The organism is Micromonospora sp. WMMD1128 (genome assembly GCF_027497235.1).
In the GTDB taxonomy this organism is placed as follows: Bacteria; Actinomycetota; Actinomycetes; order Mycobacteriales; family Micromonosporaceae; genus Micromonospora.
In genome coordinates this window covers 4,769,557-4,795,453 of record NZ_CP114902.1, presented here as the reverse complement: position 1 = coordinate 4,795,453, position 25,897 = coordinate 4,769,557, and the positions used below count along the sequence as shown (strand labels likewise).

Annotated in this window: 24 protein-coding genes; 18 read left to right on the top strand and 6 right to left on the bottom strand. The window is 73.8% G+C overall.

Annotated elements, in window-relative coordinates; all coding sequences use genetic code 11:
* Positions 1–13: 13 nt before the first annotated feature.
* The 4 genes from O7602_RS21275 (at position 14) to O7602_RS21260 (ending at position 3,313) form a co-directional block, all read left to right on the top strand.
* Complete coding sequence (locus tag O7602_RS21275) at positions 14–421, top strand: hypothetical protein (RefSeq protein WP_281584384.1); 408 nt, start codon at positions 14–16, stop codon at positions 419–421.
* Complete coding sequence (locus tag O7602_RS21270; protein WP_281590445.1) at positions 421–630, top strand: DUF6186 family protein; 210 nt, start codon at positions 421–423, stop codon at positions 628–630. Before O7602_RS21275 ends, O7602_RS21270 begins: the two co-directional genes overlap by 1 nt.
* A gap of 689 nt (positions 631–1,319) precedes the next feature.
* Positions 1,320–1,844, top strand: a complete 525-nt coding sequence (locus O7602_RS21265; protein ID WP_281584383.1) for an adenylate kinase — start codon at positions 1,320–1,322, stop codon at positions 1,842–1,844.
* A gap of 146 nt (positions 1,845–1,990) precedes the next feature.
* Positions 1,991–3,313, top strand: coding sequence for an MATE family efflux transporter (locus O7602_RS21260; protein ID WP_281584382.1), 1,323 nt, complete (start codon positions 1,991–1,993; stop codon positions 3,311–3,313).
* 4 nt (positions 3,314–3,317) lie between these two features.
* On the opposite strand, the gene O7602_RS21255 is transcribed toward O7602_RS21260, so the two are convergent.
* Positions 3,318–4,253, bottom strand: coding sequence for a hypothetical protein (locus O7602_RS21255; protein ID WP_281584381.1), 936 nt, complete (start codon positions 4,251–4,253; stop codon positions 3,318–3,320).
* 40 nt (positions 4,254–4,293) lie between these two features.
* Positions 4,294–4,608: a hypothetical protein gene (locus O7602_RS21250; RefSeq protein ID WP_281584380.1), complete on the bottom strand. Its 315-nt coding sequence runs from the start codon at positions 4,606–4,608 to the stop codon at positions 4,294–4,296.
* 110 nt (positions 4,609–4,718) lie between these two features.
* Here O7602_RS21250 and truB point away from each other — a divergent pair, with 110 nt between their 5' ends.
* The 7 genes from truB to O7602_RS21215 all read left to right on the top strand — a co-directional run bounded on the left by truB (position 4,719) and on the right by O7602_RS21215 (position 12,489).
* On the top strand, positions 4,719–5,603 hold the full coding sequence (gene truB, locus O7602_RS21245; RefSeq protein WP_281584379.1) for a tRNA pseudouridine(55) synthase TruB: 885 nt from the start codon (positions 4,719–4,721) through the stop codon (positions 5,601–5,603).
* A gap of 57 nt (positions 5,604–5,660) precedes the next feature.
* Positions 5,661–6,587: a bifunctional riboflavin kinase/FAD synthetase gene (locus O7602_RS21240; RefSeq protein WP_281584378.1), complete on the top strand. Its 927-nt coding sequence runs from the start codon at positions 5,661–5,663 to the stop codon at positions 6,585–6,587.
* Positions 6,588–6,760: 173 nt separating this feature from the next.
* On the top strand, positions 6,761–7,030 hold the full coding sequence (rpsO, locus tag O7602_RS21235) for a 30S ribosomal protein S15 (protein ID WP_281584377.1): 270 nt from the start codon (positions 6,761–6,763) through the stop codon (positions 7,028–7,030).
* Between the two features lie 217 nt (positions 7,031–7,247).
* Positions 7,248–9,596, top strand: a complete 2,349-nt coding sequence (locus O7602_RS21230; protein WP_281584376.1) for a polyribonucleotide nucleotidyltransferase — start codon at positions 7,248–7,250, stop codon at positions 9,594–9,596.
* 120 nt (positions 9,597–9,716) lie between these two features.
* The gene (locus tag O7602_RS21225; protein ID WP_281584375.1) at positions 9,717–11,042 is read left to right on the top strand and encodes a pitrilysin family protein; all 1,326 of its coding nucleotides are present in this window, start codon (positions 9,717–9,719) and stop codon (positions 11,040–11,042) included.
* 47 nt (positions 11,043–11,089) lie between these two features.
* Positions 11,090–11,851: a 4-hydroxy-tetrahydrodipicolinate reductase gene (gene dapB / locus O7602_RS21220; protein ID WP_281584374.1), complete on the top strand. Its 762-nt coding sequence runs from the start codon at positions 11,090–11,092 to the stop codon at positions 11,849–11,851.
* A 131-nt stretch (positions 11,852–11,982) separates the two neighbouring features.
* Positions 11,983–12,489 (top strand): GNAT family N-acetyltransferase, encoded by a 507-nt coding sequence (locus O7602_RS21215; RefSeq protein WP_281584373.1) that lies wholly within the window; start codon positions 11,983–11,985, stop codon positions 12,487–12,489.
* Between the two features lie 54 nt (positions 12,490–12,543).
* Here O7602_RS21215 and O7602_RS21210 read toward each other — a convergent pair whose 3' ends face one another.
* A complete protein-coding gene (locus O7602_RS21210; RefSeq protein ID WP_281584372.1) occupies positions 12,544–13,149 on the bottom strand; it encodes a GNAT family N-acetyltransferase in 606 nt (201 codons plus the stop codon).
* 35 nt (positions 13,150–13,184) lie between these two features.
* Between O7602_RS21210 and O7602_RS21205 the strand changes: the two genes are divergently transcribed.
* The gene (locus tag O7602_RS21205) at positions 13,185–14,498 is read left to right on the top strand and encodes a glycosyltransferase family 87 protein (protein WP_281584371.1); all 1,314 of its coding nucleotides are present in this window, start codon (positions 13,185–13,187) and stop codon (positions 14,496–14,498) included.
* Here O7602_RS21205 and O7602_RS21200 read toward each other — a convergent pair.
* Positions 14,397–14,948: a GNAT family N-acetyltransferase gene (locus O7602_RS21200; RefSeq protein ID WP_281584370.1), complete on the bottom strand. Its 552-nt coding sequence runs from the start codon at positions 14,946–14,948 to the stop codon at positions 14,397–14,399. The genes O7602_RS21205 and O7602_RS21200 overlap by 102 nt on opposite strands.
* A 131-nt stretch (positions 14,949–15,079) precedes the next feature.
* Here O7602_RS21200 and O7602_RS21195 point away from each other — a divergent pair, with 131 nt between their 5' ends.
* The 6 genes from O7602_RS21195 to O7602_RS21170 all read left to right on the top strand — a co-directional run bounded on the left by O7602_RS21195 (position 15,080) and on the right by O7602_RS21170 (position 23,211).
* Positions 15,080–16,309: a crosslink repair DNA glycosylase YcaQ family protein gene (locus O7602_RS21195; protein WP_281584369.1), complete on the top strand. Its 1,230-nt coding sequence runs from the start codon at positions 15,080–15,082 to the stop codon at positions 16,307–16,309.
* Between the two features lie 4 nt (positions 16,310–16,313).
* Complete coding sequence (locus O7602_RS21190) at positions 16,314–17,054, top strand: DUF2752 domain-containing protein (protein ID WP_281584368.1); 741 nt, start codon at positions 16,314–16,316, stop codon at positions 17,052–17,054.
* A 981-nt stretch (positions 17,055–18,035) separates the two neighbouring features.
* Positions 18,036–18,773, top strand: coding sequence for an FAD-dependent thymidylate synthase (thyX, locus tag O7602_RS21185; protein WP_281590443.1), 738 nt, complete (start codon positions 18,036–18,038; stop codon positions 18,771–18,773).
* A 52-nt stretch (positions 18,774–18,825) separates the two neighbouring features.
* On the top strand, positions 18,826–19,752 hold the full coding sequence (gene dapA / locus O7602_RS21180) for a 4-hydroxy-tetrahydrodipicolinate synthase (protein WP_281584367.1): 927 nt from the start codon (positions 18,826–18,828) through the stop codon (positions 19,750–19,752).
* Between the two features lie 51 nt (positions 19,753–19,803).
* Entirely contained in the window at positions 19,804–21,492 is a 1,689-nt protein-coding gene (locus O7602_RS21175; RefSeq protein WP_281584366.1) for a ribonuclease J, read from the top strand.
* A gap of 174 nt (positions 21,493–21,666) precedes the next feature.
* Positions 21,667–23,211: a S1 family peptidase gene (locus tag O7602_RS21170; protein ID WP_281584365.1), complete on the top strand. Its 1,545-nt coding sequence runs from the start codon at positions 21,667–21,669 to the stop codon at positions 23,209–23,211.
* Between the two features lie 530 nt (positions 23,212–23,741).
* Here the strand turns inward: O7602_RS21170 and O7602_RS21165 are convergent.
* Both O7602_RS21165 and O7602_RS21160 read right to left on the bottom strand, forming a co-directional pair.
* The gene (locus tag O7602_RS21165; protein WP_281584364.1) at positions 23,742–25,328 is read right to left on the bottom strand and encodes a YbjN domain-containing protein; all 1,587 of its coding nucleotides are present in this window, start codon (positions 25,326–25,328) and stop codon (positions 23,742–23,744) included.
* Positions 25,325–25,804: a YbjN domain-containing protein gene (locus O7602_RS21160; protein ID WP_281584363.1), complete on the bottom strand. Its 480-nt coding sequence runs from the start codon at positions 25,802–25,804 to the stop codon at positions 25,325–25,327. Before O7602_RS21160 ends, O7602_RS21165 begins: the two co-directional genes overlap by 4 nt.
* Positions 25,805–25,897: the final 93 nt, after the last annotated feature.

Genomic DNA, 25,897 nt, shown 5'->3' with positions numbered 1-25,897 from the left:
GGACAATCGGGTGATGGATCACTCCCGCGAGCTCACTGTCGAGGCACCCCGGGTCTGGGATCGCCCCGTCGTCTCCGTACCGGTGTTGATCTGCCTCTCTCTGGTCGGTGGTCAGCTGCCGTCGTTCTCGACCGCGGCGAACCTCTACATTCTCGGCACCGGCGGAGGGCTGATCTGGGTCGGCCTGAACAACCGGGTGCCCCGGCGGCCGGCACCGCGCCGGCTGCCGTCGGCGGCGCTGTGGTGGCTGCTGCCGGTCACCGTCTTCGGGGTCTTCGAGGGAGCGACCTTCGTGCTGTCCGTGGGCGATGACTTTCCGACGTTCTCCCGGCTCGCCGACCCGCTGCTGGAGGACCATCTGGTCCGCTCGGCGGCCTGGTTCACCTGGCTGGCCGCGTTCTGGGGACTGGTCCGCCGATGATGCGCGCGCTTGCCATCGGGGGGTTCCTGACCGCGCTGCTGCTGTTCGCGGTCGTCGAGTGGGCCGCGCGCCGGGAGGATTCCCGGATCCCGTCCCTGGCCGACGTCTGCGCCTTCGTCATGCGATACGAGGTGGGCCCGGTGCCGGTGGGCCGGATCGGTCTGTTCGGCTTCTGGTGGTGGCTGGGCTGGCACTTCCTGGCCCGCTGAGACGTCTCCGGGCGACGGTTTGTCCTGTCCGCATCGCGGGAACAGTGGGCAGTATCTGGAAAGTGAACGTTAATTTGGGTGAGAGGCCGGCGCTTCGCGGCGCTGGTCACGGGCGGTGGTGCCACACCCGGCGTCCCCTCCCTCCAGGGTCAGACCGACCCGGGCTCACGCTGCCAGGCGAGCCGCTCCGGTGATCCCGGACCGCTGCCGGGCGCTCAGCAGGCCGACGACTCCCGGTCGTGGCGCGACGGTTGTCGCGACGAGCCGGAACGTCGGGCGCCCGTAGGGCCGCCGTGCCTCGGCGGTCCGCACCCTGGAAGGACACTCACATGCCCAGCAAGCGCAAGCCGCAGACCGAGACCACCACCGACGAGGCGCGCGAGCAGATGCGCCGTGCGCTGCAGACGTCGATGGACACTCGTCAGTGACGCAGGCCGTCCGGCGGTGACGCCGGCTGGTCCCGGCGCCGCACCGCGTCGCCCGACCACGTGCCGACGTCACCGCCGCACGGGTCACCGGAGCCCACGCCAAGGCTGAGCAGCAACCGGATCGTCGTAGGCGAAGGGCCGAGATCACCTCCGGCCGAGCGGCGACGTCCGCAGCGCCACCGTCGGTGCAGCGCCGCCGTCGGTGCAGCGCCGCCGTCGGGTCGGCCGTCCGACGAGGGGCGACGACGTTACCGTCGTCCGGTGCGCCGCATCCTGGTCGTCGGAAGCTCCGGTGCCGGCAAGAGCACGCTCGCCGCTGCGCTGGCCCGGCGGCTCGACCTTCCCCTGATTTATCTCGACCGGCACTACTGGCGGCCCGGCTGGACCGCGCCGCAACCTGCCGACTTCCGCGCCGAGGTGGCCGCGCTGGCCGCCCGTCCGGCCTGGGTGATGGACGGCAACTATGCCAGCACCCTCGATCTCCGGCTGCCCCGTGCCGACCTGCTGGTGCTCTGCGACCCGCCCCGGTGGCGATGCCTGACCCGGGTGCTGCGCCGCCGCTGGGCCCGCCGTGCCGCGCCCCGGCCCGATCTTCCCGACGGCTGCCGGGAGCGGGTCGATCTCGACTTTCTGCGGTACATCTGGCGCTACCCGCGCGACTCCCGTCCCCGGGTGCTGGCGGCAGTCGCCGAGTGCGCCCCCGCCCTGCCGTTCCACCGCCTGCGCGGCCGGCACGACGTCGCGCGCTTCCTGAGTGACCTGAGCAAGCAGCACCGAGTGACCTGAGCAAGCAGCACCGAGTGACCTGAGCAAGCAGCACCGAGTGACCTGAGCAAGCAGCACCGAGCGACCTGAGCAAGCAGTACCGAGCATGTGAGTAAGCAGCCATGAGGCTTGCGTGCCTTACCGAAGTCGTGCCAGGATCGGCGGCGATGAGCACGACCACCGCCCCCGCCACCGCCGCCTCGCCCCGGCGGATCGCCGCGCTCGCACTGCCCGCCCTGGTGGTGCTGGCCGCCGAGCCGGTCTACGTGCTCGTCGACACCGCGGTGGTCGGCCACCTCGGTCGGGTGCCGCTCGCCGCGCTCGCGATCGGCGGCACGGTCATGACGTTGATCGCCTGGATCGGCGCGGTCGTCGCGTACGGCACCACGGGACGGTCCGCCCGCCGGTTCGGTGCGGGGGACCGGGCCGCCGCGGTTGCCGAGGGCGTTCAGGCGTCCTGGCTGGCGCTGACCGCCGGCGTGCTGGTGGCGGTCGCCATGGCGATCGGCGGGGGCGCGCTGGCGCGTACCCTCGTCGGCGGCTCCGGCGAGGTGGCCGACGCCGCCGCCGGATGGCTGCGGATCGCGGTGCTCGGCGCGCCCGGCCTGCTGCTCGCCGCCGCCGGCAACGGGTGGTTGCGGGGGATCCAGGACACCCGCCGGCCGCTGCTGTTCGTGCTCGCCCCCAACCTGCTCTCCGCGCTGCTCTGCCCGCTGCTGGTCTATCCGGCCGGGCTGGGCCTGGTCGGCTCGGCGGTGGCGAACGCGGTCGCGCAGACGCTCTCCGGCTGCCTCTTCGCGGCGGCGCTGGTGCGCGAGCGGGTCTCGCTGCGGCCCCAGCCCCGGGTGATCGTCCAGCAGTTGGTGCTCGGCCGCGACCTGCTGGTCCGGGGCGTGGCGTTCCAGGCGAGCTTCCTGTCCGCGACCGCCGTCGCGGCCCGGTTCGGCGCCGCCGCGGTCGGCGCGCACCAGATCGCCGTACAACTCTGGTTCTTCACCACGCTGGTGCTGGACGCCCTCGCGATCGCCGCGCAGTCGCTGGTCGGGGCCGCGCTCGGCGCGGGTGACGCGCCCGGCGCGCGCTTCCTCGCCCGCCGCGTCGCGGTGCTCGGCGGGCTGTGCGGCGTGGCGTTCGCGGTGCTGATCGCCGCCGGCGTCGGCCTGGTGCCGGGTTGGTTCAGCTCCGATCCGCAGGTACGCGAGCAGGCCATGGTGGCGTGGCCCTGGCTCGCGGCGCTCCAGCCGATCGGCGGCGTGGTGTTCGCCCTCGACGGGGTGCTGATCGGCGCCGGTGACGTGCGCTACCTGCGCAACCTGACCATCGTGGCGGCGTTCGGCGGGTTCCTGCCGGCGATCTGGCTGGCCTACGGCCTCGACCTCGGGCTGGGCGGGATCTGGGCCGGGCTGACGCTGTTCGTGGTGCTCCGGCTGGTCGCCCTGCTGCTGCGGCTGCGTTCCGGCGGGTGGGCGGTGGTCGGCGCGGTGCGCTGACGCCTCAGCAGGGCTGGAACGAGCCCGACCCGCCGACCCACGACTGGACCACGAAGAACCCCTCGGCCAGTCGGGCGCAGTCGACGTTGTTCGTGGCGGCTTCCGCCGAGACGAGCCAGAGGCCGCGCCGGGCCGCCGGCAGTCCGTCCGGCCGGGGGACGAACCAGACCACCCGGTCCCGGATCGTGGCCAGGCCGGCCCGACCCGGCGCGGTTCGGGCCACGTCGTACGCGTACATCCAGACGTATTCGGTGGTGATCTCCAGGACGGGGGTGCCGTCCTCGGCGGTGGTGGCCCGGTAGCGCATGTCGCCCCGGACTCGGGTCTCCTCCGGGTGTTGGCGCGAGTCGGACCGCGTGGCGTAGTTGAGGAAGGCCGCACCGTCGAAGTCCGGGCGGAGTCGGTCCCGGGTTGCCGGCGCCAGCAGCGCGAGGAACGGCTCCGGGTCGCCCACGATCATGCTGAGGTCGAGCCGGGCCTGCACGAGCGCCGCGCGGACCCGGGACAGGGCGGCGCCGACCTCGCGGGCGGTGAACGGTCCCTGCGCGGTCGCCCGGGGCAGGACGATCCCGGCCTCGCCCACCGCGAAGTCCGCGCCGACGGTCCCGGCGAACAGGTCGCGTGGTTCGCCGACCTGGCTGATCGGCGGCGGCGACGGGCTGAGGGAGGACGACGTGGCGGCCGTGCCGGCCCGGATCCGGTCGACGGTGACGCGACCGAGGACGACCGTCCCGCCGATCAGTGCCAGCGCGAGCACCGCCACGAGCGCGACGTGGCGCTTGCCGCGCTGTCGTCGCCACCGCAGCCGGAACCGCTCACCGCGGGTCAGCGGGGTGGCCGCGTCCTCGCCGGTCATCCAACTCGGCAGTCGTACCCCGTCGCCGCGGGTGGCGACCAGGTGCGGGTCCGGCTCGGCCGGCGTGGTCCCGTGCTCGTTCATCTGGCGGTCCTGGTGGCTGACGGGTCGGGGGAGGGCATGATCATCGCACCCCGGGGTGCGTGATCCGCCAGAAGAGGTATGACGCGCCGCCGACCAGCAGCGTGGCGGTCACCGCGACGAACACGAAGGACAGGATTGCCGAGGCCGCCGGGTGTCGTTCGCTGAACCGCGACCGGCCCTGCCATGCCCAGAACCGTTGCCGGACGGCGGCCAGCGCCGGTACGCCGTCGACGAGGTCGGAAAGGCGGCGACCGGGCGTACGGCGGGCCGGCTCCGGGTTGCGCATCCAGTCGGGCAGGTCCACCCGGGCGCGGTGCGGCTCGGCGGGAGGGGTGGGATTCGGCGACGAGGTCATCGGGACTTTCCGGTCAGGCGCGACGAGGGCGGTCGATCTTGGCACCTCGGGTGAGCGGGACGGTATCCCCCGGCCGGGCTGATCGTCGCCGTCTGGCAGGCTTGGCGGTCGTGAGCGCAGACGGTCTGATCGTGGTCGACAAGCCCGGCGGCATGACGTCGCACGACGTGGTGGCCCGCATCCGGCGGCTGGCCCGGACCCGCCGGGTGGGGCACGGCGGCACGCTGGACCCGATGGCCACCGGCGTGCTGGTGATCGGGGTGGGTCGGGCGACCCGGCTGCTCACCTACGTGATCGGCGCCGGCAAGAGCTACGCGGCGACGATCCGGCTGGGGCAGGCCACGGTCACCGACGACGCCGAGGGTGACGTGGTCGCGAGCACGCCGGCCGGCATGGTCACCGACGACGCGGTACGCGCCGCGCTGGCGGCGCTCACCGGCGAGATCGACCAGGTGCCCAGCGCGGTCAGCGCCATCAAGATCAACGGCGAGCGGGCGTACAAGCGGGTCCGGGACGGGGAGAGCGTCGAGTTGCCCGCCCGCCGGGTCACCATCGCCAAGCTGGACGTGCGGGCGATCCGCCGGGACACACCGGACGTGGTGGACGTGGACGTGGACGTGACCTGCTCGTCCGGGACGTACATCCGGGCCGTCGCCCGGGACGCGGGCCTGGCGCTCGGGGTCGGCGGCCACCTCACCGCGCTGCGCCGCACCGCCGTCGGCGGCTTCGACCTGGCCGAGGCGGCCACCCTGGCGCAGTTGGAGGAGCGCGCGCCGGAGCTGGTGAACCTGCCGCTCGACGCCGCCGCGCAGCGGTTCTTCCCGCGTCGGGACGCCACCGTCGAGGAGGCGCGCACGCTCTCCCACGGTGGGCCGCTGGACCCGGCCGGCATCGCCGGGCCGTACGCGGTATTCGGGCCGGCGGGCGGGCTGATCGCTATCGTCAGCGAGCGGGACGGGCGGGCCCGCGCGGAGATCGTCCTGGCCCCGGCCTGACGGCGCGGGCGGCAGGGCCCCGGCCGGGACCGGGCGGGCGGACAGGGGAGGAGCGGCATGCAGCGGTGGCGGGGGTACGAGGCGACGCCCGGCGGTTGGGGGCGCTCGGTGGTCACCATCGGCGTCTTCGACGGGGTGCACCAGGGGCACCAGGCCACCATCGGCCACGCCGTGGCCCGCGCCCGGGAGTTGGGCGTCCGGTCGGTGGTGGTGACGTTCGACCCGCACCCGGCCGAGGTGGTACGCCCCGGCTCGCACCCGGCGGTGCTCACCGAGCCGGCCCGCAAGGCGGAGCTGATCGAGGCGCTCGGCGTGGACGTGCTCTGCGTGGTGCCGTTCACCGCCGAGTTCTCTCGGCTGCCGGCCGAGGCGTTCGTGCACGACATCCTGGTCGAGCACCTGCACGCCGCGCTCGTGGTGGTCGGCGACAACTTCCGGTTCGGGCACCGGGCGGCCGGTGACGTGGCGCTGCTGGAGCGCCTGGGCCGCACGTTCGGCTTCGGCGTGGAGGGCGCCCCGCTGGTCGCCGAGGCGGGCACCGTCTTCTCGTCCACGTACATCCGGTCCTGCGTCGACGCGGGTGACGTGCGGGCGGCGGCGGCGGCGCTCGGCCGACCGCACCGGGTCGAGGGCGTGGTGGTCCGCGGCGACCAGCGCGGGCGTGAGCTGGGTTACCCCACCGCCAACCTGTTGACCCACAGGTACGCGGCGGTGCCCGCCGACGGCGTGTACGCGGCCCGGCTGGTGCGCCGGGGCGGCGACCCCCTCGCCGCGGCGGTGTCGATCGGCACGAACCCGACGTTCTCCGGGCGGGAGCGCCGGGTCGAGGCGTACGCGCTGGACTTCACCGGTGACCTGTACGGCGAGCGGCTGGCCCTGGACTTCGTGGCACACCTGCGTGGGCAACTGACGTACGATGCGATCGAGCCGCTTGTCGCCCAGATCGCCGAGGACGTGGAGCGTACCCGCCGGGCGGTGTCCTGACCGCGCGCCGGCCGCCCCGGGCCGGGGCTGGTAGGCTGACGGGTGACGTCGGCTGACCGACGGGGGCCTCGCGTGCCTGCACGACGCCGCGGGTGCGAGGAACCGGTCCGTCGCACCGGTCACCACGACCGCTCCGACGGACCTCATCGAACCACCCACGAAACAGGGAGAACATGGCGCTCGACCAGGAAGCCAAAGCCAAGATCCGCCAGGAGTACGCGACCGCCGACGGCGACACCGGTTCGCCGGAGGTGCAGGTCGCGGTCCTGACCAAGCGGATCGCCGAGCTCACCGAGCACCTGAAGGTGCACAAGCACGACCACCACAGCCGCCGTGGGCTGCTGCTGCTGGTCGGCCGGCGCCGGCGGCTGCTCAACTACGTCCAGAAGAAGGACATCAACCGCTACCGGTCGCTCATCGAGCGGCTCGGCCTGCGTCGATGACCTGACGGGGGAGTGGCCGCTCGGCTGCTCCCCCGTTCCGGTACCACCGAGAAACCCGGCCGCGACGACCCGAGAGGGAGCCGGTCAGCACCGGTCTCCGGTAGTGGCCCCCGGGAACCCCGGCAGACGAGCCGGCCCCCGGGCGCTTCGATCGAAGACCGGCCGCCTGAGCAGTTCCCGTGTCGTCGGCCGACGACGCGAAGGAGCACCACAGCACATGACCGAGACCAACCTCGGCACCGAATCCCGCACCGCCGTGATCGACAACGGGTCCTTCGGCACCCGTGAGATCACCTTCTCCACCGGCCGGCTGGCCCGGCAGGCCGCCGGCTCCGTCGTCGCCCAGCTCGGCGAGACGGTCGTCCTCTCCGCCACCACGGCCGGGAAGCAGCCACGCGAGTCGTTCGACTTCTTCCCGCTGACCGTCGACGTCGAGGAGCGGATGTACGCCGCGGGCCGGATCCCCGGCTCGTTCTTCCGCCGCGAGGGCCGGCCCAGCGAGGACGCCATCCTCACCTGCCGGCTGATCGACCGGCCGCTGCGCCCGTCGTTCGTCAAGGGCCTGCGCAACGAGGTCCAGGTCGTCGAGACCATCCTCGCGCTCGACCCGCTGCACCCGTACGACGTGGTGGCCATCAACGCCGCCTCGATGTCGACCAAGCTCTCCGGCCTGCCGTTCTCCGGCCCGATCGGGGCGACCCGGGTCGCGCACGTGGACGGCCAGTGGGTCGCCTTCCCGACCCTGGAAGAGCTGGCCCGGGCCACCTTCGACATGGTCGTGGCCGGCCGCACCCTGGCCGACGGCGAGGTCGCGATCATGATGGTCGAGGCCGAGGCCACCCCGAACGCGGTGACCCTGATCTCCGGCGGCGCCACCGCGCCGACCGAGGAGATCGTGGCCAGCGGCCTGGAGGCCGCCAAGCCGGCCATCCGCGAGCTGTGCCGGGCGCAGAGCGAGCTGGCCGAGGTGGCCGCCAAGCCGGTCGCCGAGTTCCCGATCTTCCTGGACTACTCCGACGACGCGTACGACGCGGTGGCCGACGTGGCCCGCGCCGACGTCACCGAGGCGCTCAAGATCGCCGGCAAGGCCGACCGCGAGGAGGCCCTGGACCGGATCAAGGCCAAGGTCGCCGAGGAGCTGACCGGCCGCTTCGAGGGCCGCGAGAAGGAGCTGTCCGCCGCGTTCCGTTCGCTCACCAAGTCCGAGGTGCGCAACCGGGTGCTGCGCGAGCAGGTCCGTATCGACGGCCGCGGCCCGCGCGACATCCGTCCGCTGACCGCCGAGGTCGGCGTGCTGCCGCGGGTGCACGGCTCGGCGCTGTTCGAGCGCGGCGAGACCCAGATCCTGGGCGTCACCACGCTGAACATGCTGCGCATGGAGCAGATGGTGGACACGCTGTCCCCGGAGAACCGCAAGCGCTACATGCACAACTACAACTTCCCGCCGTACTCCACCGGTGAGACCGGCCGGGTCGGCTCGCCGAAGCGGCGCGAGATCGGCCACGGCGCGCTCGCCGAGCGGGCGCTGATCCCGGTGCTGCCGTCGCGCGAGGAGTTCCCGTACGCCATCCGGCAGGTCTCCGAGGCGCTCGGCTCCAACGGCTCCACCTCGATGGGTTCGGTCTGCGCCTCGACGCTGGGCCTGCTCTCGGCCGGCGTGCCGCTGAAGGCGCCGGTCGCCGGCATCGCCATGGGCCTCATCTCCGACGAGGTCGACGGCAAGACGCAATACGTCACGCTCACCGACATCCTCGGCGCCGAGGACGCGTTCGGTGACATGGACTTCAAGGTCGCCGGCACCCGGGAGTTCGTCACCGCGCTCCAGCTCGACACCAAGCTGGACGGCATCCCGTCGGACGTGCTTGCCGCCGCGCTCCAGCAGGCGCACGAGGCCCGGCAGACCATCCTCGACGTGATGCAGTCGGCGATCGAGGCCCCGGCCGCGATGAGCGACTACGCGCCGCGGGTGACCACCGTCAAGATCCCGGTCGACAAGATCGGCATGGTGATCGGCCCGAAGGGTCAGACCATCAACGCGATCCAGGACGAGACCGGCGCCGAGATCTCCATCGAGGACGACGGCACCATCTACGTCGGCGCGACGAACGGCCCGTCCGCGCAGGCCGCGGTCGAGCGGATCAACGGCATCGCCAACCCGACGCTGCCGAAGGTCGGCGACCGGTTCCTCGGCACCGTGGTGAAGACCGCCGCGTTCGGCGCCTTCATCTCGCTGCTCCCGGGCCGCGACGGCCTGCTGCACATCTCCAAGGTGGGCGACGGCAAGCGGGTCGACAAGGTCGAGGACTTCCTCAACGTCGGCGACAAGGTCGAGGTCGAGATCGCCGACGTCGACGCGCGCGGCAAGATCTACCTGGACAAGGTCCGCCCGGAGGGCGCCGAGGCGCCGGCCGCCGGTGAGGCCGCCGGCGGCGAGCGTCCGGCCGGTCGCGGTGGCGACCGTGGTCCGCGTGACCGGGGCGACCGCGGCGGTGACCGCGGTGGCGAGCGCCGCCCGGAGGGTGGCGAGGGCGGCGACCGCCCGCGTCGCCGGACCCGGCACAGCTGATCGACCGACCGGCCCGGGCGACGTACCCGTCGCCCGGGCCGGCACACGGCTCCAGGCCGCGCTCGGCGGGCTGGAGCCGTTCGTCATCCACCCCTTCGCGGCACGGAGAGCAGGTAAGTCGTGAGTTCGTCCTCCCCGGCACGGGCGGTCACCCGCACCCTCAGCGACGACCCGCTCGGCGGCACCGTCCGCCGCACCGTGCTCCCCAGCGGCCTGCGGGTGCTCACCGAGGCGATCCCAGCGATGCGCAGCGTCTCGTTCGGCATCTGGGTGGCGGTCGGCTCGCGGGACGAGACCGGGCCGCAGGCCGGCGCCGCGCACTTCCTGGAGCACCTGCTCTTCAAGGGCACGAAGAAGCGCACCGCGATGGAGATCTCGGCCGAGATCGAGGCGGTGGGCGGCGAGACGAACGCCTTCACCACGAAGGAATACACCTGCTACTACGCCCGCGTGCTGGACGAGGACCTACCGCTGGCCATCGACGTGATGTGCGACGCGGTCGCCGACTCGGTGCTGGCCGCCGCCGACGTGGAGACCGAGCGCGGCGTCATCCTCGAAGAGATCGCCATGCACGACGACGAGCCCGGCGACGAGGTGCACGATCTGTTCGCCCGCGCGGTCTACGGCGACCACCCGCTGGGCCGGCTCATCTCCGGCACCGAGGAGACGGTCACGCCGATGACCCGGCGGCAGATCCAGGGCTTCTACCGCAGCCGCTACACCGCGCCGCGGATCGTGATCGCCGCCGCCGGCAACCTCGACCACGCCGCCGTGGTCAAGCTGGTCCGGCAGGCGCTGCGGGGCACCCCGCTGGACGCCGACCCGGCCGTGCCGGCGCCGCACCGCCCGAGGACCCCGGCGGTACGCACGCAGCCGGCCACCACACTCGTCGAGCCGAAGGAGACCGAGCAGGCGCACGTCCTGCTGGGCTGCCCGGCGATCGACCGCACCGACGACCGGCGCTTCGCGCTCGGCGTGCTCAACAATGTGCTCGGCGGCGGCATGTCCAGCCGGCTGTTCCAGGAGATCCGGGAGCAGCGCGGCCTCGCGTACTCGGTCTACTCCTACGCCAGCCAGTACGCCGACAGCGGCGTGTTCGCCGTCTATGCCGGCTGCGCGCCCGGCAAGGTCGACGAGGTGCTGGACCTGACCCGGGCCGAGCTGGCGCGGGTGACGGCCGAGGGCGTCACCGAGGCCGAGCTGGCCCGGGGCAAGGGGATGAGCAAGGGTTCCTTCGTGCTCGGGCTGGAGGACACCGGGTCCCGGATGAGCCGGCTGGCCAAGGGCGAGCTGCTGTACGGCAACCTGATGCCGGTGGACGAGCTGCTGGCCCGGGTGGACGCGGTGACCCTGGCGGACGTGAACGCCCTCGCCGCCGAGCTGCTCGGTCGGCCGATGTCGCTGGCCGTGGTCGGCCCGTTCGACTCCGGCGCCTTCACCGCCTGAGCCGGACCGGCGCAGCGCACCGCCCCGGCTGGGATAGGTTGTGGCCCGTGACTGAGGAGCAGAGGAACGCGGCCCGGGTCGGCGTGCTGGGTGCCCGGGGCCGGATGGGCATGGAGGTCTGCAAGGCCGTCGACGGTGCGTCCGACCTGGAGCTGGTCGCCGCCGTCGACCAGGGCGACGACCTGACCGCGGTGGCCGACGCCGGCGCCGGCGTGGTCGTCGACTTCACCACTCCCGACGCGGTGATGGACAACCTGCGCTGGTGCGTGGAGCGGGGCATCCACGCGGTGGTGGGCACCACCGGCTTCACCGGGCAGCGGCTCGACCAGGTGCGCGAGTGGCTGGCCGACCGGCCCAAGGTGGGCGTGGTGATCGCCCCCAACTTCGGCATCGGCGCGGTGCTGATGATGCAGTTCGCCGCCCGCGCGGCCCGGCACTTCGAGTCGGTCGAGATCGTCGAGCAGCACCACCCGCGCAAGCTGGACGCGCCCAGCGGCACCGCCACCCACACCGCGCGGCTGATCGCGGCGGCCCGCGCCGAGGCGGGTCTCGGCCCCGCGCCGGACGCCACCCGCGACGAGGTGGCCGGCGCCCGCGGCGCCGACATCGACGGGGTACGCGTGCACGCGGTCCGCGCCACCGGCCTGGTCGCCCACCAGGAGGTGCTGTTCGGCACCACCGGCGAGACGCTCACTATCCGGCACGACTCGTACGACCGGGCCTCGTTCATGCCCGGGGTGCTGCTGGCGGTGCGCGAGGTCGGCCGCCGGCCGGGTCTGACCGTCGGCCTGGACGCCCTGCTCTCCTGAGCGCCTGACGTAAGGAGGGGCCCCCGCTTAACGCTTTCTGCATAGCAGGGGCCCCCGCTTAACACGCCTGCCGCCGTGGCTCGGCGAAAATTGGCGGTCGAGGGGTGGGCCCGGATCCTAGGCTGACGGTCATGATCGATTCTGGGGAGCGCGACCGCCTCGGTCGCCGGGTGACCCTGCGCCCGGTGGGCGACGACAACTGGCGGCCGGTGGCCGACGTGGCCCCGCGCGACGACCAGCGCGGCTTCGTGCCGGCCCTGGCCGCCCGTTACCTGCTGCTCACCACGCACTCGGACGTCTGGAACTCGCTCGCCGTGTACGCCGACGAGACCGTGGTGGGGCACGTCATGTGGGGCGTGGACGACGACGGCTCGCGCTGGATCGGCGGCATGATGATCGACGCCGCCGAGCAGGGCCGGGGCGTGGGCCGGGCCACCGTACGCACGCTCGCCGGACACCTGGCGCAGGCGGGTCACCCGGTCCGCCTGAGCTACCACCCGGACAACACCGCGGCCGTCGCCCTGTACTCGTCCCTGGGCTTCCACCCTACGGGCGCCATGGAGGACGAGGAACTCATCGCTGAACTCCCCCACCCCACCCCCGAGGGGCGATCCGGCCGCCCGCCTCGGCGACCATGAAGTTGGCGGCGATGACGGAGATCGAACACGCCGCTAACTTCATGATCAACGCGCTCAAGGGGGCGGCGCCGACGGGGGCTGGGACAAGGGCTGGGCCGCCTCTGGGACGGCGACGTGTAGGCGGAGTTGGGGGACCAGCATGTCGTCCACGTCGAGCGCCCGGGTCGCGCCGTCCGGCTCCCAGCCGGTCGAGCCGAGGAACGCCCGGGTCGCCGCGTCCGCGTCGAACACCCACGCCACCGCCCGGGTGAACCCGTCGTCGCGCCAGTGCTCGACCGCGGCGGCGAGCAGCCGGCTGCCGTGCCCGCGCCGACCCCAGCGCGGCTCGACAAGCAGGTCGGTCACCGCCGCCAGGCCCGGGGTGAGCGCGTCGGCCGGCTCGCCGGGGGCCAGCGCCTCGGCGTCGGCCGGACCGGAGGCGGCGAACCCCACCAGATAGGATTGCGCCGCCTGTTCGACGGCGACAAGCACCCGGTGCGCGCCCGAGGGCGGCTCCTGCACCGCCGCGCCCCACCGCCGGGCGAGGTACGCCTCGTCCAGGTTGTCGAGCACGTGTCGGGGCAGGATCCGGCGGTACGCGACCCGCCAGGTCGCGAGCTGGATGCGTGCGATCTCGGCGATGTCCTCGGGACGCGCGGGGCGGACGTAGCCTGCAGCCATGGCACGTGAGCCTACGCAGGGCGAGGAGGGTGACGGTGGCGCAGGGTGCCGGCCGCACGGCCGCGCAGGTCGTCGCCGTGGCGGCGCTCGCCGCGGCGGTCACCGTGTTCCTCGCCGTGGCGGCCGTCCGGCACGGCTTCTTCGACCTGCGGGTCTACTACGGCGCGCTCACCTACTGGGCGCGTGACGGCGGGGAGATCTACGACTTTTTGAAGGCCGGCACCCAGTACGGCTTCACCTACCCGCCGTTCGCGGCGCTCGTCATGCTGCCGATGGCGTACCTGCCATGGGGCGCGGCGATCGTGGTGAGCGTGGCGGCGACGGTGGTGGTGAGCGCCGTGGTGATCTGGTGGCTGCTGGACCCGGTCGCCCGCCGCTCCGGCTGGACCCGGTGGTTCGCCCTCGCGGTCGCGCTCTGCCTGGCCGCCGCGTACGAGCCGATGCGCGAGACGGTCAACTTCGGCCAGGTCAACATGCTGCTGCTGTTCCTGGTGGCGGTGGACCTGCTGCGGCTGCTGCCGGCCGGCAACCGCTGGGCCGGCGTGGGCATCGGCCTGGCCACCGCGATCAAGCTGACCCCGGGCATCTTCGTCGTCTACCTGCTGGTCACCGGTCGCTGGCGGGCCGCCGCCACCGCGGTCGGCTCGGCCGCCGTCGCCACCCTGGTGGCCGCCGCCGGATTCCCGGACGCGTCCCGGGAGTTCTGGACCGAGGCGCTGTGGAACACCGACCGGGTCGGTGAGCTGGCGTTCGTCTCCAACCAGTCGCTGCGCGGGGTGGTGGCCCGGCTCGACCCGGAGCACCCGAGCACGGTCGCCTGGCTGCTGCTCGTACTCGTGACGCTCGTGATCTGGGGTTGGCGGTGCCGGCGCGCGGTGGCCGCCGGCGACGAGGCCACCGGCCTGGCCCTGACCGGCGCGGTGATGTGCCTGGTCAGCCCGGTGACCTGGGTGCACCACCTGGTCTGGCTGCTGCCCGGCCTGATCCTGCTCGTCGACAACGGCATGGCGGCGCCCGCCCGGGGGCGCCGCCGCCGCGTGCTGCTGGCCGCCGCGCTGATCGGGTACGCGTTGCTGTGCAGCCGGATCGTCTGGTCCTGGGAGAAGGACTTCACCGGCGTGGACGGCTTCCTCGGCAGCAACACCTACGTCTGGATCAGCCTGGCGCTGCTGCTCGGCCTGCCGATCCGCCGCGGGGCGACACCGACCGGCGGCGGTGGGCCGGCCGGATCGGCGGGTCCGGCCGGGTCAGCCGTCGAGCCGGGCGGTGTAACGCAGCTCGCGGAGCAGGACCGGGGCGCGCCCGCCGTGCAGCGGCACCGGATAGGCGGTCTCCTCCCCGTCCGGTGAGTGCCCGGCCCGCTCGTAGAAACGGCGGGCCCGCGCGTTGTCGGCGAGCACCCAGAGCCGATACTCGCGCCAGCCCCGCTCGGCGAGGCCGGCCCGGGCCGCCGCGAGCAGCGCCGGGCCGGTGCCCGAACCCCAGCGCGCCGGCTCCAGATAGATGGCCACCAACTCGCCGTACGCCGGGTCGAGGTCGCCGCGGTCCTGGTTGTTCCGGTACGGCCCGAACGTGGCGAAGCCGGTGACCACGCCGTCGTCCTCGGCGACGAGCGTGGTGAACGGGTGCTCCGGGTCGGCGGTGCCGAGGTCGCGGCGGCGTTGCGCCCAGGCGGCCGGGTTCAGCCGGCGCAGCACCTCCTCCGGCATGATCCCGGCGTACCCGGCCCGCCACCCGTGGACGTGCACCCGGGCGATCGACTCGGCGTCGTCCGGTTCCTCCCGGCGGATGGTGGGCACCTCTGTAGTTGTATGCCCGGACGGGCGGCCGGTCCAGCCGCCGCACCCGACGACAATTCCCGCTCGGCGCGTCCGGCGCCGCGCGGCGACCGGGAATCGTCGTGTCGGTGGGTTGGATTAGGGTCGCGGCGATGGCCGTACCGGATTCGCTCTCCCTCGCCCAGGCCCGCCGGGTCGCCCTGGCCGCCCAGGGCTTCGCCGACCCGGCGCCCACCGGCGTGCCCACCCGCCGCCACCTGCGCCGGGTGCTCGACCGGGTCGGGCTGATCCAGATGGACTCGGTGAACGTGCTGCAACGCGCGCACTACCTGCCGCTCTACAGCCGGCTCGGGCCCTACCCGACCGCCCTGCTCGACACCGCGGCCTACCGCCGCCCCCGTGACCTGTTCGAATACTGGGCGCACGAGGCGTCGCTGGTCCCGGTCGAGCTGCACCCGGCGCTGCGCTGGCGGATGGCCAAGGCGCGCGACGACGCCTGGGGCGGGATGCGCCGGATCGCCCAGGAGCAGCCCGGGCTGGTGGCGTGGGTGCGCGACGAGGTGGCCGCCCGCGGCCCGCTCACCGCGGCCGAGATCGAGCACGACGCCCCCCGCGAGACCGGCAACTGGGGCTGGAACTGGTCGACCGTGAAGCGGGCGCTGGAGTTCCTCTTCTGGGCCGGCGAGGTCACCGCGGCGGACCGCACCACCTCGTTCGCCCGCCGCTACGACCTGCCCGAGCGGGTGCTGCCGGCGGCCGTGCTGGACGCGCCCACCCCGACCGACGCGCAGGCGCACCGTACGCTCGTGGCGATCGCGGCCCGGTCGCTCGGCGTCGCCGCCGAGCCGGAGCTGCGTGACTACTTCCGGCTGCCGGTGGCCGGCGCCCGGGCGGCGGTCGCCGAGCTGGTCGAGGCGGGCGAGCTGACCCCGGTCACGGTGCCGGGCTGGCGACTGCCGGCCTACCTGCACGCCGAGGCTCGGCTGCCCCGCTGGGTCCGGGGCAACACCCTGGTCAGTCCGTTCGACCCGCTGGTCTGGGAGCGGGCACGGGCCGAGCGCCTCTTCGGCTTCACCTACCGCATCGAGATCTACGTGCCGGCGCCGCAGCGGGTTTACGGCTACTACGTGCTGCCGTTCCGGCAGGGCGAGCGCTTCACCGCCCGGGTCGACCTGAAAGCCGACCGGAAGGCCGGCGTGCTGCTGGTGCCGGCCGCCTGGGTCGAGCCGGGCGCCGACCCGGGGGAGACCGCGGTGGCGCTCGCCGCCGAGCTCTACCGGCTCGCCGGTTGGCTCGGCCTGGACGCGGTCGCCCCACCGGCCGCCGGCGATCTGGCCGCACCGCTGGCCGCCGCGCTGGTGGGCGTGGCCGGTGTACGGTGAGCGCGTGACAAGCGTTGACCGGCCCGCCACCGCGCCCGACCCTTACCGGGAGCCGTCCACGCACGTCGAGCCGTTCCCACACGCCGGTCCGTCCCCGCACGTCGAGCCGTTCCCACACGCCGGTCCGTCCCCGCACGTCGAGCCGTCCCCGCACGGCGGTCCGCCCACGCACGTCGAGCCGCACGGACACGCCGGGCCGTCCGCTCACGCCGAGCTGCACGGGCAGGCCGAGCTGCACGGGCACGGTGAGGGGGCCGGGGCGGCGTGGCCGGCCGGGGTGGCCTACCAGCCGGTCGAGCCCGACCGGTTCACCCGGATGGTCCTACGCCTGCACGCGCGCGCCCCGCGCTGGGCGGTGCCGCTGGCCGCGCTGGGCTGCGTCGGCCTCGGCATGGCGTACGCGCTGATCAGCGATCCCACCGTAAGTGACCCGGACGCCCGGCCGACCTGCCTGCTCAAGCTCACGACCGGGCTGGACTGTCCGGGCTGCGGCGGCACCCGCGCGTTGTGGTACGTGTTGCACGGCGACCTGCCGGCGGCTGCCCGGCACCACTTCCTCTTCGTCTTCGCGTTGCCGTTCCTGGCCTGGCTCTTCGTCGCCTGGGCCGGCAATCGGGCGTTCGGCTGGAGGCTGCCGGAGCCGCAGTTCAGCCCGAAGGTGATCGGCGGCTTCCTGGCTGCCTGGGTGGCCTTCTCGGTGGTCCGCAACCTGCCCTGGGCCCCGTTCCCCTCGCTCTACGTCTGACCGCTCACCGACGCGGCTGCCCCGGCGCCCGGTCGGCGGATGACCTGCTGCCGAGCGCCCTTTAGAGCTGAGTCGTCGGTGCTGTCGCGAACTCGACGTCGTTTCGGCCGGTGGTCGGGTGGCGCGGTGGCCGGGTGGCCGGGTGGCCGGGTGGCCGGACGCCAGCTCGGCGAAGTGGCCGTATCCGGCTGGCAAGGATGCCGCCACTTCGCCGAGCTGGCGTCGATCTTTGACCGAAAATCGCCGCCTACCCTTCCTTTGCGAACGGGCGGAGCCGACCAGCCCATTCACCCGGTCAGACCTCTCGCTTCCGGCATGTGCGGCGCAGAAGTGGACGGCGGTCGAGCGCGGAGGGGCCCTAGCCGTTGACCATGAGGTTGACGTCAAAAAGAGCGCTCTCTCCACCGCCAACTTCATGATCGCCAGGCTCCTGTGCGGCACCGGGGGTGCGGCGTCGGCGTGTGCTTTGACGCGAACTCCTTGATCTACGCCCCGGGACGGCCGGGGTGGGGGCGTTGGGGTTGGTGGCAGCACGGTTCAGGTCGACGGCTCCGGTCGAGATCTGGGAGGGAGAGGAGTGGACTGCGGCTTTCGGTCACTGATCGACGCCCGCTCGGTGGAGTGGCGGCATCCCCGCCGACCGGATACCGCTACTTCGCCGAGCCGGCCACCGGCCACCGGGCACCCCGGCCACCGGGCACCCCGGCCACCGGGCACCCCGGCCACCGGGCACCCCGGCCACCGGGCACCCCGGCCACCGGGCACCCCGGCCACCGGGCACCCCGGCCACCGCGCACCCCGGCCACCGGGCACCCCGGCCACCGCGCACCGGGCCCTCCGGCCGCCGGGCCCTCCGGCCACCGGGCCCAGGCCGCCCGGCCACGGGCCACCCGCGGCGGGATAGCGTGCGCCGGCTGGTCGGCCGCGTGCCCGATTTCCGCGCCGGGGGGCGGGCCAACTACAGTCCTCGGCATGCCGGAGATGGTGCAGCCCCAGGTGAAGCTGATCGCGTGGACGCAGTTCCAGGCGCCGGACGAGGTGCCGTGGTCGACCGACGCCGACGGTGGGCAGGCGCTCGCCGAGTTCGCCGGTCGGGCCTGCTACCAGAGCTGGAAGAAGCCGAACCCGGCCACCGCGACGAACGCCGGCTACCTGGCGCACATCCTCGACGTCGGCCACCTGAGCGTGCTGGAGCACGGTTCGGTGAGCTTCTACTTCAGCGGCGTCTCCCGGTCGTTCACCCACGAGCTGATCCGGCACCGGCACTTCTCCTACTCGCAGCTCTCCCAGCGCTACGTGCCGGAGCGGGACGCGGCGATGGTCGAGCCGGCGGTGATCGCCGAGGACCCTGAGCTGCACAAGAAGTTCGTCGAGGCGTCCGAGGCGGCGGTGCGGGCGTACACCGATCTGCTGGAGGGCCTGGAGGCCCGCTTCACCGACGAGCCCAACCCGACGCTGCGCCGCAAGCAGGCCCGGCAGGCGGCCCGGGCGGTGCTGCCGAACGCGACCGAGACCCGGATCGTGGTGACCGGCAACTACCGCGCCTGGCGGCACTTCGTCAAGATGCGCGCCACCGAGCACGCCGACGTGGAGATCCGCGAGCTGGCCGTGGAGTGCCTGCGTCAGCTCAAGGGCGTCGCGCCGAACGTGTTCGCCGACTTCGTGATCTCGACGCTGCCGGACGGCACCGAGGTGGCGGCGTCGCCGCACGCCGAGTGACTCGTCGCCCTTCGCCGCCGGGCCACCGGTGGTCGTCCGCTAGGTTGTGAACATGACGCACGACCACTCCGCCGCCCCACACCCGGGGGCGTCACGCCCGTTCGGACGGGTGATCACGGCCATGGTGACGCCGTTCACCCCCGACGGCGCGCTCGACCTGGACGGCGCCACCCGGCTGGCCCGCTATCTCGTCGACGAGCAGGGCAACGACGCGCTCGTGCTCAACGGCACCACCGGCGAGTCGCCGACCACCACCGACGCGGAGAAGGAGACGCTGGTCCGCGCCGTGGTCGAGGCGGTCGGCGACCGGGCCCGGATCGTGGCCGGGGTGGGCACCAACGACACCCGGCACACCGTCGAGCTGGCCGCGCAGGCGGAGAAGGCCGGCGCGCACGGCCTGCTCGTCGTCACGCCCTACTACAACAAGCCGCCGCAGGCCGGGCTGCTGCACCACTTCACCACCGTCGCGGACGCCACCGGGCTGCCGGTCATGCTCTACGACATCCCGCACCGCTCCGGCGTGGCGATCGCCACCGAGACGCTCGTCAAGCTCGCCGAGCACGGCCGGATCGTCGCGGTCAAGGACGCCAAGGGCGACCTGACGGCCACCTCGGAGGTGCTGGCCCGCAGCGACCTCGCGTTCTACAGCGGTGAGGACGCGCTCACCCTGCCGTTCCTGTCGGTCGGCGCGGTCGGCGTGGTCGGCACCTCGACGCATTTCACCGGCGCGCTGACCAGGCAGTTGATCGAGGCGTTCGGGGCCGGCGACCACGCCGGCGCGCTCGCGCTGCACCGGCGGCTGCTGCCGCTCTACACAGGTATCTTCCGCACCCAGGGCACGATCCTGGTCAAGGCCGGCCTCGCGGCCCAGGGCCTGCCGGCCGGCCCGGTGCGACCGCCGCTGGTGGAGGCCACCGGCGACGAACTGGCCCGGCTGCGCGCCGACTGCGCCGCCGCGGGCCTGCCCCTGCCCGAATGATTCAACGACACGACGGACGCCGTGCGACGGCGTCGCAGAATGAGGTGACGCGTGACCGAGGCGCACATCGAGGGTGAGCTGCCCCCGCCGCTGCCGGAAGGCGGCCTGCGGATCATCCCGCTCGGCGGACTCGGCGCCATCGGCCGGAACATGACCGTCTTCGAGTTCGACGGCAAGCTGCTGATCGTCGACTGCGGGGTGCTCTTCCCCGACGTCGAGCAGCCGGGTGTGGATCTGATCCTGCCCGACTTCGGCCCGATCCTGGACCGGCTGGCCGACGTACAGGCGATCGTGCTCACCCACGGCCACGAGGACCACATCGGCGCGGTGCCGTACCTGCTCGCCCACAAGCCCGACATTCCGCTTGTCGGCTCCCAGTTCACGCTGGCGCTCGTCGAGGCGAAACTGGCCGAGCGGCGGATCCAGCCCTACACGCTCACCGTCCGGGAGGGCGGCCGGGAACGGCTCGGCCCGTTCGAGTGCGAGTTCTTCGCGGTGAACCACTCGATCCCCGACGCGCTCGCGGTGGCCATCCGCACCCCGGCCGGCCTGGTGCTGCACACCGGCGACTTCAAGATGGACCAGCTCCCGCTGGACGGCCGGATCACCGACCTGGCCGGCTTCGCCCGGCTCGGCGCCGAGGGCGTCGACCTGCTGCTGTCCGACTCCACGAACGCGGAGATCCCCGGGTTCGTCACGCCGGAGCGGGAGATCGGGCCGGTGCTCGACTCGATCTTCGCGAAGGCCAAGGGGCGGATCATCGTCGCCTCGTTCGCCTCGCACGTGCACCGGGTGCAGCAGGTCTTCGACTCGGCGGCCGAGCACGGCCGCAAGGTGGCGCTGATCGGCCGGTCCATGGTCCGCAACATGGGCATCGCCCGCGACCTGGGCCTGCTCAACATCCCGGCCGGTCTGGTGGTGGGGATCGAGGAGGCCACCAACCTGCCGCCCGAGCAGATCGTGCTGATGTCCACCGGCTCGCAGGGCGAGCCGATGAGCGCGCTCGGCCGGATGGCCAGCGGCGACCACCGGCACATCACCATCGCGCCGGGCGACACGGTGGTGCTGGCCTCCTCGCTGGTGCCCGGCAACGAGACGTCGGTCTACCGGGTGATCAACCGGCTGGCCCGGGCCGGCGCCGTGGTGGTGCACAAGGACGTGGCCAAGGTGCACGTCTCCGGGCACGCCCCGGCCGGCGAGTTGCTCTACCTGCTCAACGTGGTGCGGCCGAGCAACCTGATGCCGGTGCACGGCGAGTGGCGGCACCTGCGGGCGCACGCCCGCCTCGGCATCGAGTCAGGCGTCGCGCCGGACCGGGTGGTGCTCTGCGAGGACGGCGACGTGGTCGACCTGGTCGAGGGCCGGGCCAGCCTGGTCGGGCGGGTGAAGAGCCGGTACGTCTACGTCGACGGCCTCGCCGTCGGCGACGTCAGCGAGTCGCTGTTGACCGAGCGCCGGATCCTCGGCGACGGCGGGTTCATCGCGACCACCGTCGTGGTCGACTCGGTCACCGGCAAGGTGGTCGCCGGCCCGACCGTCTCGGCGAAGGGCTTCTCCGAGGACCCGGCCGCGTTCAACCCGGTGGTGCCGCTGGTCACCGAGGCGCTGAACCGGGCCGCCGCGGACGGCATCACCGACCCGCACCAGCTCCAGCAGATCGTCCGCCGGACGGTGGGACGCTGGGTCAACGACGCGTACCGCCGTCGTCCGATGATCGTCCCGACCGTCGTCGAGGTCTGACCCGACCGCTTCGCGCGCCGGCCCACCGTCCGCGGTGGGCCGGCGTCGTCGCTTTCCGGGTACGCCCCGACACGCCGCGTCGAAACCCTGCGCCGCGGTTCAACCGATTGGCGTCCGTCTCCGTACTCCCGGTCGTCCGGCGTGCCCCCGCGCCGGTCGGGAGGAGCGTGGCGGATGGACCGCAGACGGATGACAGCCATCGGCGTACTGGTGGCGGCGGCCGGGCTGACGGCGGCGGTGACCCTGCCGTCGTTCGCCGGTGAAGAACCCCGGCGGGCCGCCCCGACCGCCGACGGCGTCGCCCCGGAGGTGCTGGACGCGCTGGGCCGCGACCTCTCGCTCACCCGCGACCAGGCGGTACGCCGGCTGCGCACCGAACGCTGGGCCGCCGGCACGGTCACCACACTGCGTACCGAACTCGGCGCCGCCTACGGCGGAAGCTGGCTCGCCGCCGACGGCGCCACGCTCAACGTGGCGGTCACCGATGCGCCCGGTGCGGCACGGGTGAAGGCGGCCGGCGCGGTGCCGAAGCGGGTCGCGCGCGGCGTCGCCGAGCTGGACGCGGTGAAGACCCGGCTCGACCGGGCCGGCGCCGGCGCCGGCCCGGACATCGCGGGCTGGTACGTCGACGTGGCGACGAACTCCGTGGTGGTGGTCGCCCGGCCCGGCGCGGAGGCCGCCGGTCGTCGGTTCGCCGCCGCCGGTGGGACGGGCGCGGTCCGGGTGCGGACCGCCGACGAGGCCCCCCGCCCGCTGTTCGACGTCCGGGGTGGCGACGCGTTCTTCATCAACAACGCCGGCCGCTGCTCGGTCGGCTTCTCGGTGGTCGGCGGTTTCGTCACCGCCGGGCACTGCGGCCAGCCGGGTGACCGCACGACCGGGTCGAACCGGGTGGCCCAGGGCACGTTCTCCGCGTCCTCGTTCCCCGGTGACGACTGGGCCGTGGTCGAGGTCAACGGCGACTGGACGCCGCAGGGCGTGGTGAACGACTTCAACGGCGGCACGGTGCCGGTGAACGGCTCCACCGAAGCCCCGGTGGGCGCGTCGATCTGCCGCTCCGGCTCCACCACCGGCACCCGGTGCGGGGTGGTCCAGGCCAAGAACGCCACGGTCAACTACCCGGAGGGGACGGTCACCGGCCTGACCCGCACCGACGTCTGCGCCGAGCCGGGCGACTCCGGCGGCGCGTGGCTCTCCGGCGACCAGGCGCAGGGCGTCACCTCCGGCGGGTCCGGCGACTGCACCCGCGGCGGGGTCACGTTCTTCCAGCCGGTCAACGAGATCCTCCAACGCAACAACCTGACCCTGGTCACCGCCGGCGGCCAGCCGGAGCCCGCGGAACCGCCGGCCGGTGGCGGCGAGACGGTCCCGCCGGCCAGCGCGCCGCCCGCGGAACCGCCGGCCGGCGACGCCGAGTGCACCGGCCAGGTGAACCGGAGCGGCCGGATCGCCGCCGGACGTACCCAGGTGCAGCCGGACGGCCGCTTCTTCCGGGTGGCCGGCGGCGCCCAGGAGGCGTGCGTGGCCGCCCCGGACGGCGCCCGGGTGGTGCTGGAGCTGCAACGCTTCACCGGCGGCGCGTTCCGCACCGTGGCCCGCGCCGACAACGCCGACGGCCCGGTCCGGCTGACCGCCGACACCCCGGCCGGCGCCTACCGCTACCGGGTCGTCGGGCTGGCCGGCTCCGGCGAGTACACGCTGGCGTTCTCCGCCCGCTGACCACCCCGCCGGCCCCGAGACCGCGGCCCCCGACCCCCACCGCCCGGTGGTCGGGGGCCGCGCCGCGTCTGCGGTCACGCGGCGGCGATCTTGGAGTCGTGGCACCTCGAATGCCAGCAGTGCACCTTTTGTCAACGACCACAACCCCAAGATCGACGGGAAGGGTCAGCGGCCCCCGTCACCGATGCCGTGATCATGAGGTTGGCGGCGGCGTTGATCTCTGTTGATGCCGTCAACTTCATGATCACCCCCTCTTCCGCTGCTCGTCCGGCCGTCGGGGGGAGTGATCAAGGGGTTGGGTGTCAGTCGGGCCCTGACACACCCATACCGTTCCACTCACGGGCCGGACGGGGCACGGGTGGAACGCCATGGGTGTCTTCCGGGGCCCTGACGCACCCGTGGCGTTCCACCCGCCTGCCTGGGGGACGCGAGTGGTGGCAACGTCGAGCCTGATCACCGGCCGAGCCGTCCCGCCACCCCACCGGCCCGACCAAACAGATGATCATGAAGCAGATCGACGGGAAGGGTGGTCAGGCCAGTGCGGCGACCGCCTCGGCGTACGCGGTGCCGGTGCGGACCGCGGCGGCCACCAGCACGGCGAGCTGGGTCGGGGCCACCCCGCAGGCCAGGTCGGTGGTGACGCCGGCGACCAGCACCAGCGTCCCGTCACCGGGTTCGTGCACGTAGGCGGCGGGCAGCAGCCGGTCGTGGTTCCAGGCGTTGCAGAACGCGTACGCCTCGGCGCGGCGGCCGGTCGGCAGCCGGCGGGCCGCCACCACCCGGGCGTGCAGCACGTCGCCCTGCCGGCCGAGCCGACGGAACTGGATCGTCGCCTCGCCCCACCGGCCGACGAGCGTGCCGTCCGGCTCCACCGTGTAGGGGTCGCCCCGGGCGTCCAGCACGGCGGTGAGCAGCGCCGCGTCGAGCGGGACCGGCTCCTCCGGGTCGGGTGGGCCCGGTTCGGCCGGGTCGATCGCCGGCTCGTCGTCGAACTCGCTCTCGGCGGCCAGCGACACCGGCCCGGCGATCGGTCGTTCGGCCAGCCAGGAGGCGATCCGCCCGGACTGGTGCCCGGTGCCGTTGCGGGCGTCGAAGCTCCCGGCCAGCGCGGTCGCCAGCGCCTGGAGTTGCGCGCCGAGCGTGGCCACGTCCACCTCGGCCGCCGGCCGGGAGCCGTGCCCGGGGCGGTGGATCCGCCGGCCACCGAGGCCGGCCTCCGCGGCCAGCCCGCAGAGCAACGCGCCCGCCGCGGCGAACTCCATCGCGGACATGTCGTCCGCCGGGCGGTCCAGCCGGGGCAACTGCTCGGTCAGCACCTCCAGCCCGCGGTGCAGATAGCCGCCCAGCGCGCAGAACCGCAGGTGCGTGGCGAGCAGCGGAAACGCGACTCGTTCCCGGCGGTGCCGGCGGTACGCGCGAACGTGTGCCCGGGCCGCCTCCGCCACCGCGCCGGTGCGCAGCCACGGGAGCATCCCGGCGGTGAGGGACCGTTCGGGCTGGTCGGTGCAGCCCGGCACGTCGACCGGCCCCGGCCCGAGCGCCGCGAGCGCCGCCTCCGGCTCACCCCAGCGGGCCAGCAACTCGGCCCGCCGGGCCGGGGCGCAACCCGGGCAGCCGCCCACCGGGTCCGCCGGATCGGCGGCCGTCCAGCGCGCGTACGCGTCCCGGGCGGCCGGCTCGTCGCCGAGGTGGTCGGCGAGCCGGCAGCGCAGCTCGGCGACCGGCCCGGCGTCCGGGCCGAGTTCCTGGGCGAGCGTGTCCAACAGGGACCCGGCCTGGTCCAGTCCCACCCGGGGGGTGCCGAAGAGCGCCTCCACCGCCTGCCGCTGGTGCCGGCGCAGCCGGACCAGCTCGTCGGGGTGGGCGTCGAGCAGCCCCGGGTGCCGGGCCAGCGTGGCCCCCAGGCGCCGCACCGGCTCCACCGTCCGCCACCGCTCACCCAGGTGCAGGTACGCCTCGACGAGCGCGAACCGCGCCGACAGGGCGGTACGCGGGTCGCCGGTGGCGTCGGCGCGGGCGGCGATCCGCTCCAGCTCGGCGCAGCGCTCCTCGCCGTCGGGCCGGTCCCGGGCGTCGGCGAGCGCGGCGGCCAGCCCCCGGTCGCGGGCCGTGGTCACCGGACCGACCCGCCGGGCAGGCCGGCGACGGCGTCGGCGAGCTGGCAGCCGGTGGTGACGCCGCCGTCGACCAGTCGGTCGAGCTGGTGCGGGGTCACCCCGCGCTCCAGGTCGGTGGTGACCTCGCCGCAGACCTGGGCCACCCCGTCGTCGTCGACGTGCACGTACGCCTTGGGCCAGAGCCGGTCGTGGTTCCAGGTGTTGCAGAACACGTGCAACTCGGGCACCTGGTCGATGCCGAACCGGGGTGCGGCGACGGTGCGTACCTGGAGCAGTTCTCCGGCCGCGCCCCGGCGATGGAACCAGATCAGGTGCCGTTCCCAGCGGCCGACAAGCGCGCCGTCGGGCTCCTGCGCCACCGCGTACCCCCGGTGGGCCAGCACGGCGGCGATCAGCGCACCGCTCAGCGGTTGCAGCGCCTGCGGGTGTCCGGTCAGCGGACCGTCCGGACCGTCCTCGATCTCCGGCGACGCCATCGGGCATCCCTTCTGAGGCGAATAACACAAACGACGGTCCGACCTGTGCTGCGACACGCGGACGCGACCCGGAAAAGCGGCGTTTCGTCGGGT

What these genes read in the sequence shown, in the direction of transcription:
- O7602_RS21250 (WP_281584380.1), bottom strand. Translation starts at nt 4,608, where the DNA reads ATGACCTCGTCGCCGAATCCCACCCCTCCCGCCGAGCCGCACCGCGCC.
- O7602_RS21170 (WP_281584365.1), top strand. Translation starts at nt 21,667, where the DNA reads ATGGACCGCAGACGGATGACAGCCATCGGCGTACTGGTGGCGGCGGCC.
- O7602_RS21240 (WP_281584378.1), top strand. Translation starts at nt 5,661, where the DNA reads ATGCAGCGGTGGCGGGGGTACGAGGCGACGCCCGGCGGTTGGGGGCGC.
- thyX (WP_281590443.1), top strand. Translation starts at nt 18,036, where the DNA reads ATGGTGCAGCCCCAGGTGAAGCTGATCGCGTGGACGCAGTTCCAGGCG.
- O7602_RS21160 (WP_281584363.1), bottom strand. Translation starts at nt 25,804, where the DNA reads ATGGCGTCGCCGGAGATCGAGGACGGTCCGGACGGTCCGCTGACCGGA.
- O7602_RS21270 (WP_281590445.1), top strand. Translation starts at nt 421, where the DNA reads ATGCGCGCGCTTGCCATCGGGGGGTTCCTGACCGCGCTGCTGCTGTTC.
- O7602_RS21195 (WP_281584369.1), top strand. Translation starts at nt 15,080, where the DNA reads ATGGCCGTACCGGATTCGCTCTCCCTCGCCCAGGCCCGCCGGGTCGCC.
- O7602_RS21215 (WP_281584373.1), top strand. Translation starts at nt 11,983, where the DNA reads ATGATCGATTCTGGGGAGCGCGACCGCCTCGGTCGCCGGGTGACCCTG.
- O7602_RS21260 (WP_281584382.1), top strand. Translation starts at nt 1,991, where the DNA reads ATGAGCACGACCACCGCCCCCGCCACCGCCGCCTCGCCCCGGCGGATC.
- O7602_RS21230 (WP_281584376.1), top strand. Translation starts at nt 7,248, where the DNA reads ATGACCGAGACCAACCTCGGCACCGAATCCCGCACCGCCGTGATCGAC.
- O7602_RS21275 (WP_281584384.1), top strand. Translation starts at nt 14, where the DNA reads ATGGATCACTCCCGCGAGCTCACTGTCGAGGCACCCCGGGTCTGGGAT.
- O7602_RS21210 (WP_281584372.1), bottom strand. Translation starts at nt 13,149, where the DNA reads ATGGCTGCAGGCTACGTCCGCCCCGCGCGTCCCGAGGACATCGCCGAG.
- dapA (WP_281584367.1), top strand. Translation starts at nt 18,826, where the DNA reads ATGACGCACGACCACTCCGCCGCCCCACACCCGGGGGCGTCACGCCCG.
- O7602_RS21255 (WP_281584381.1), bottom strand. Translation starts at nt 4,253, where the DNA reads ATGAACGAGCACGGGACCACGCCGGCCGAGCCGGACCCGCACCTGGTC.
- rpsO (WP_281584377.1), top strand. Translation starts at nt 6,761, where the DNA reads ATGGCGCTCGACCAGGAAGCCAAAGCCAAGATCCGCCAGGAGTACGCG.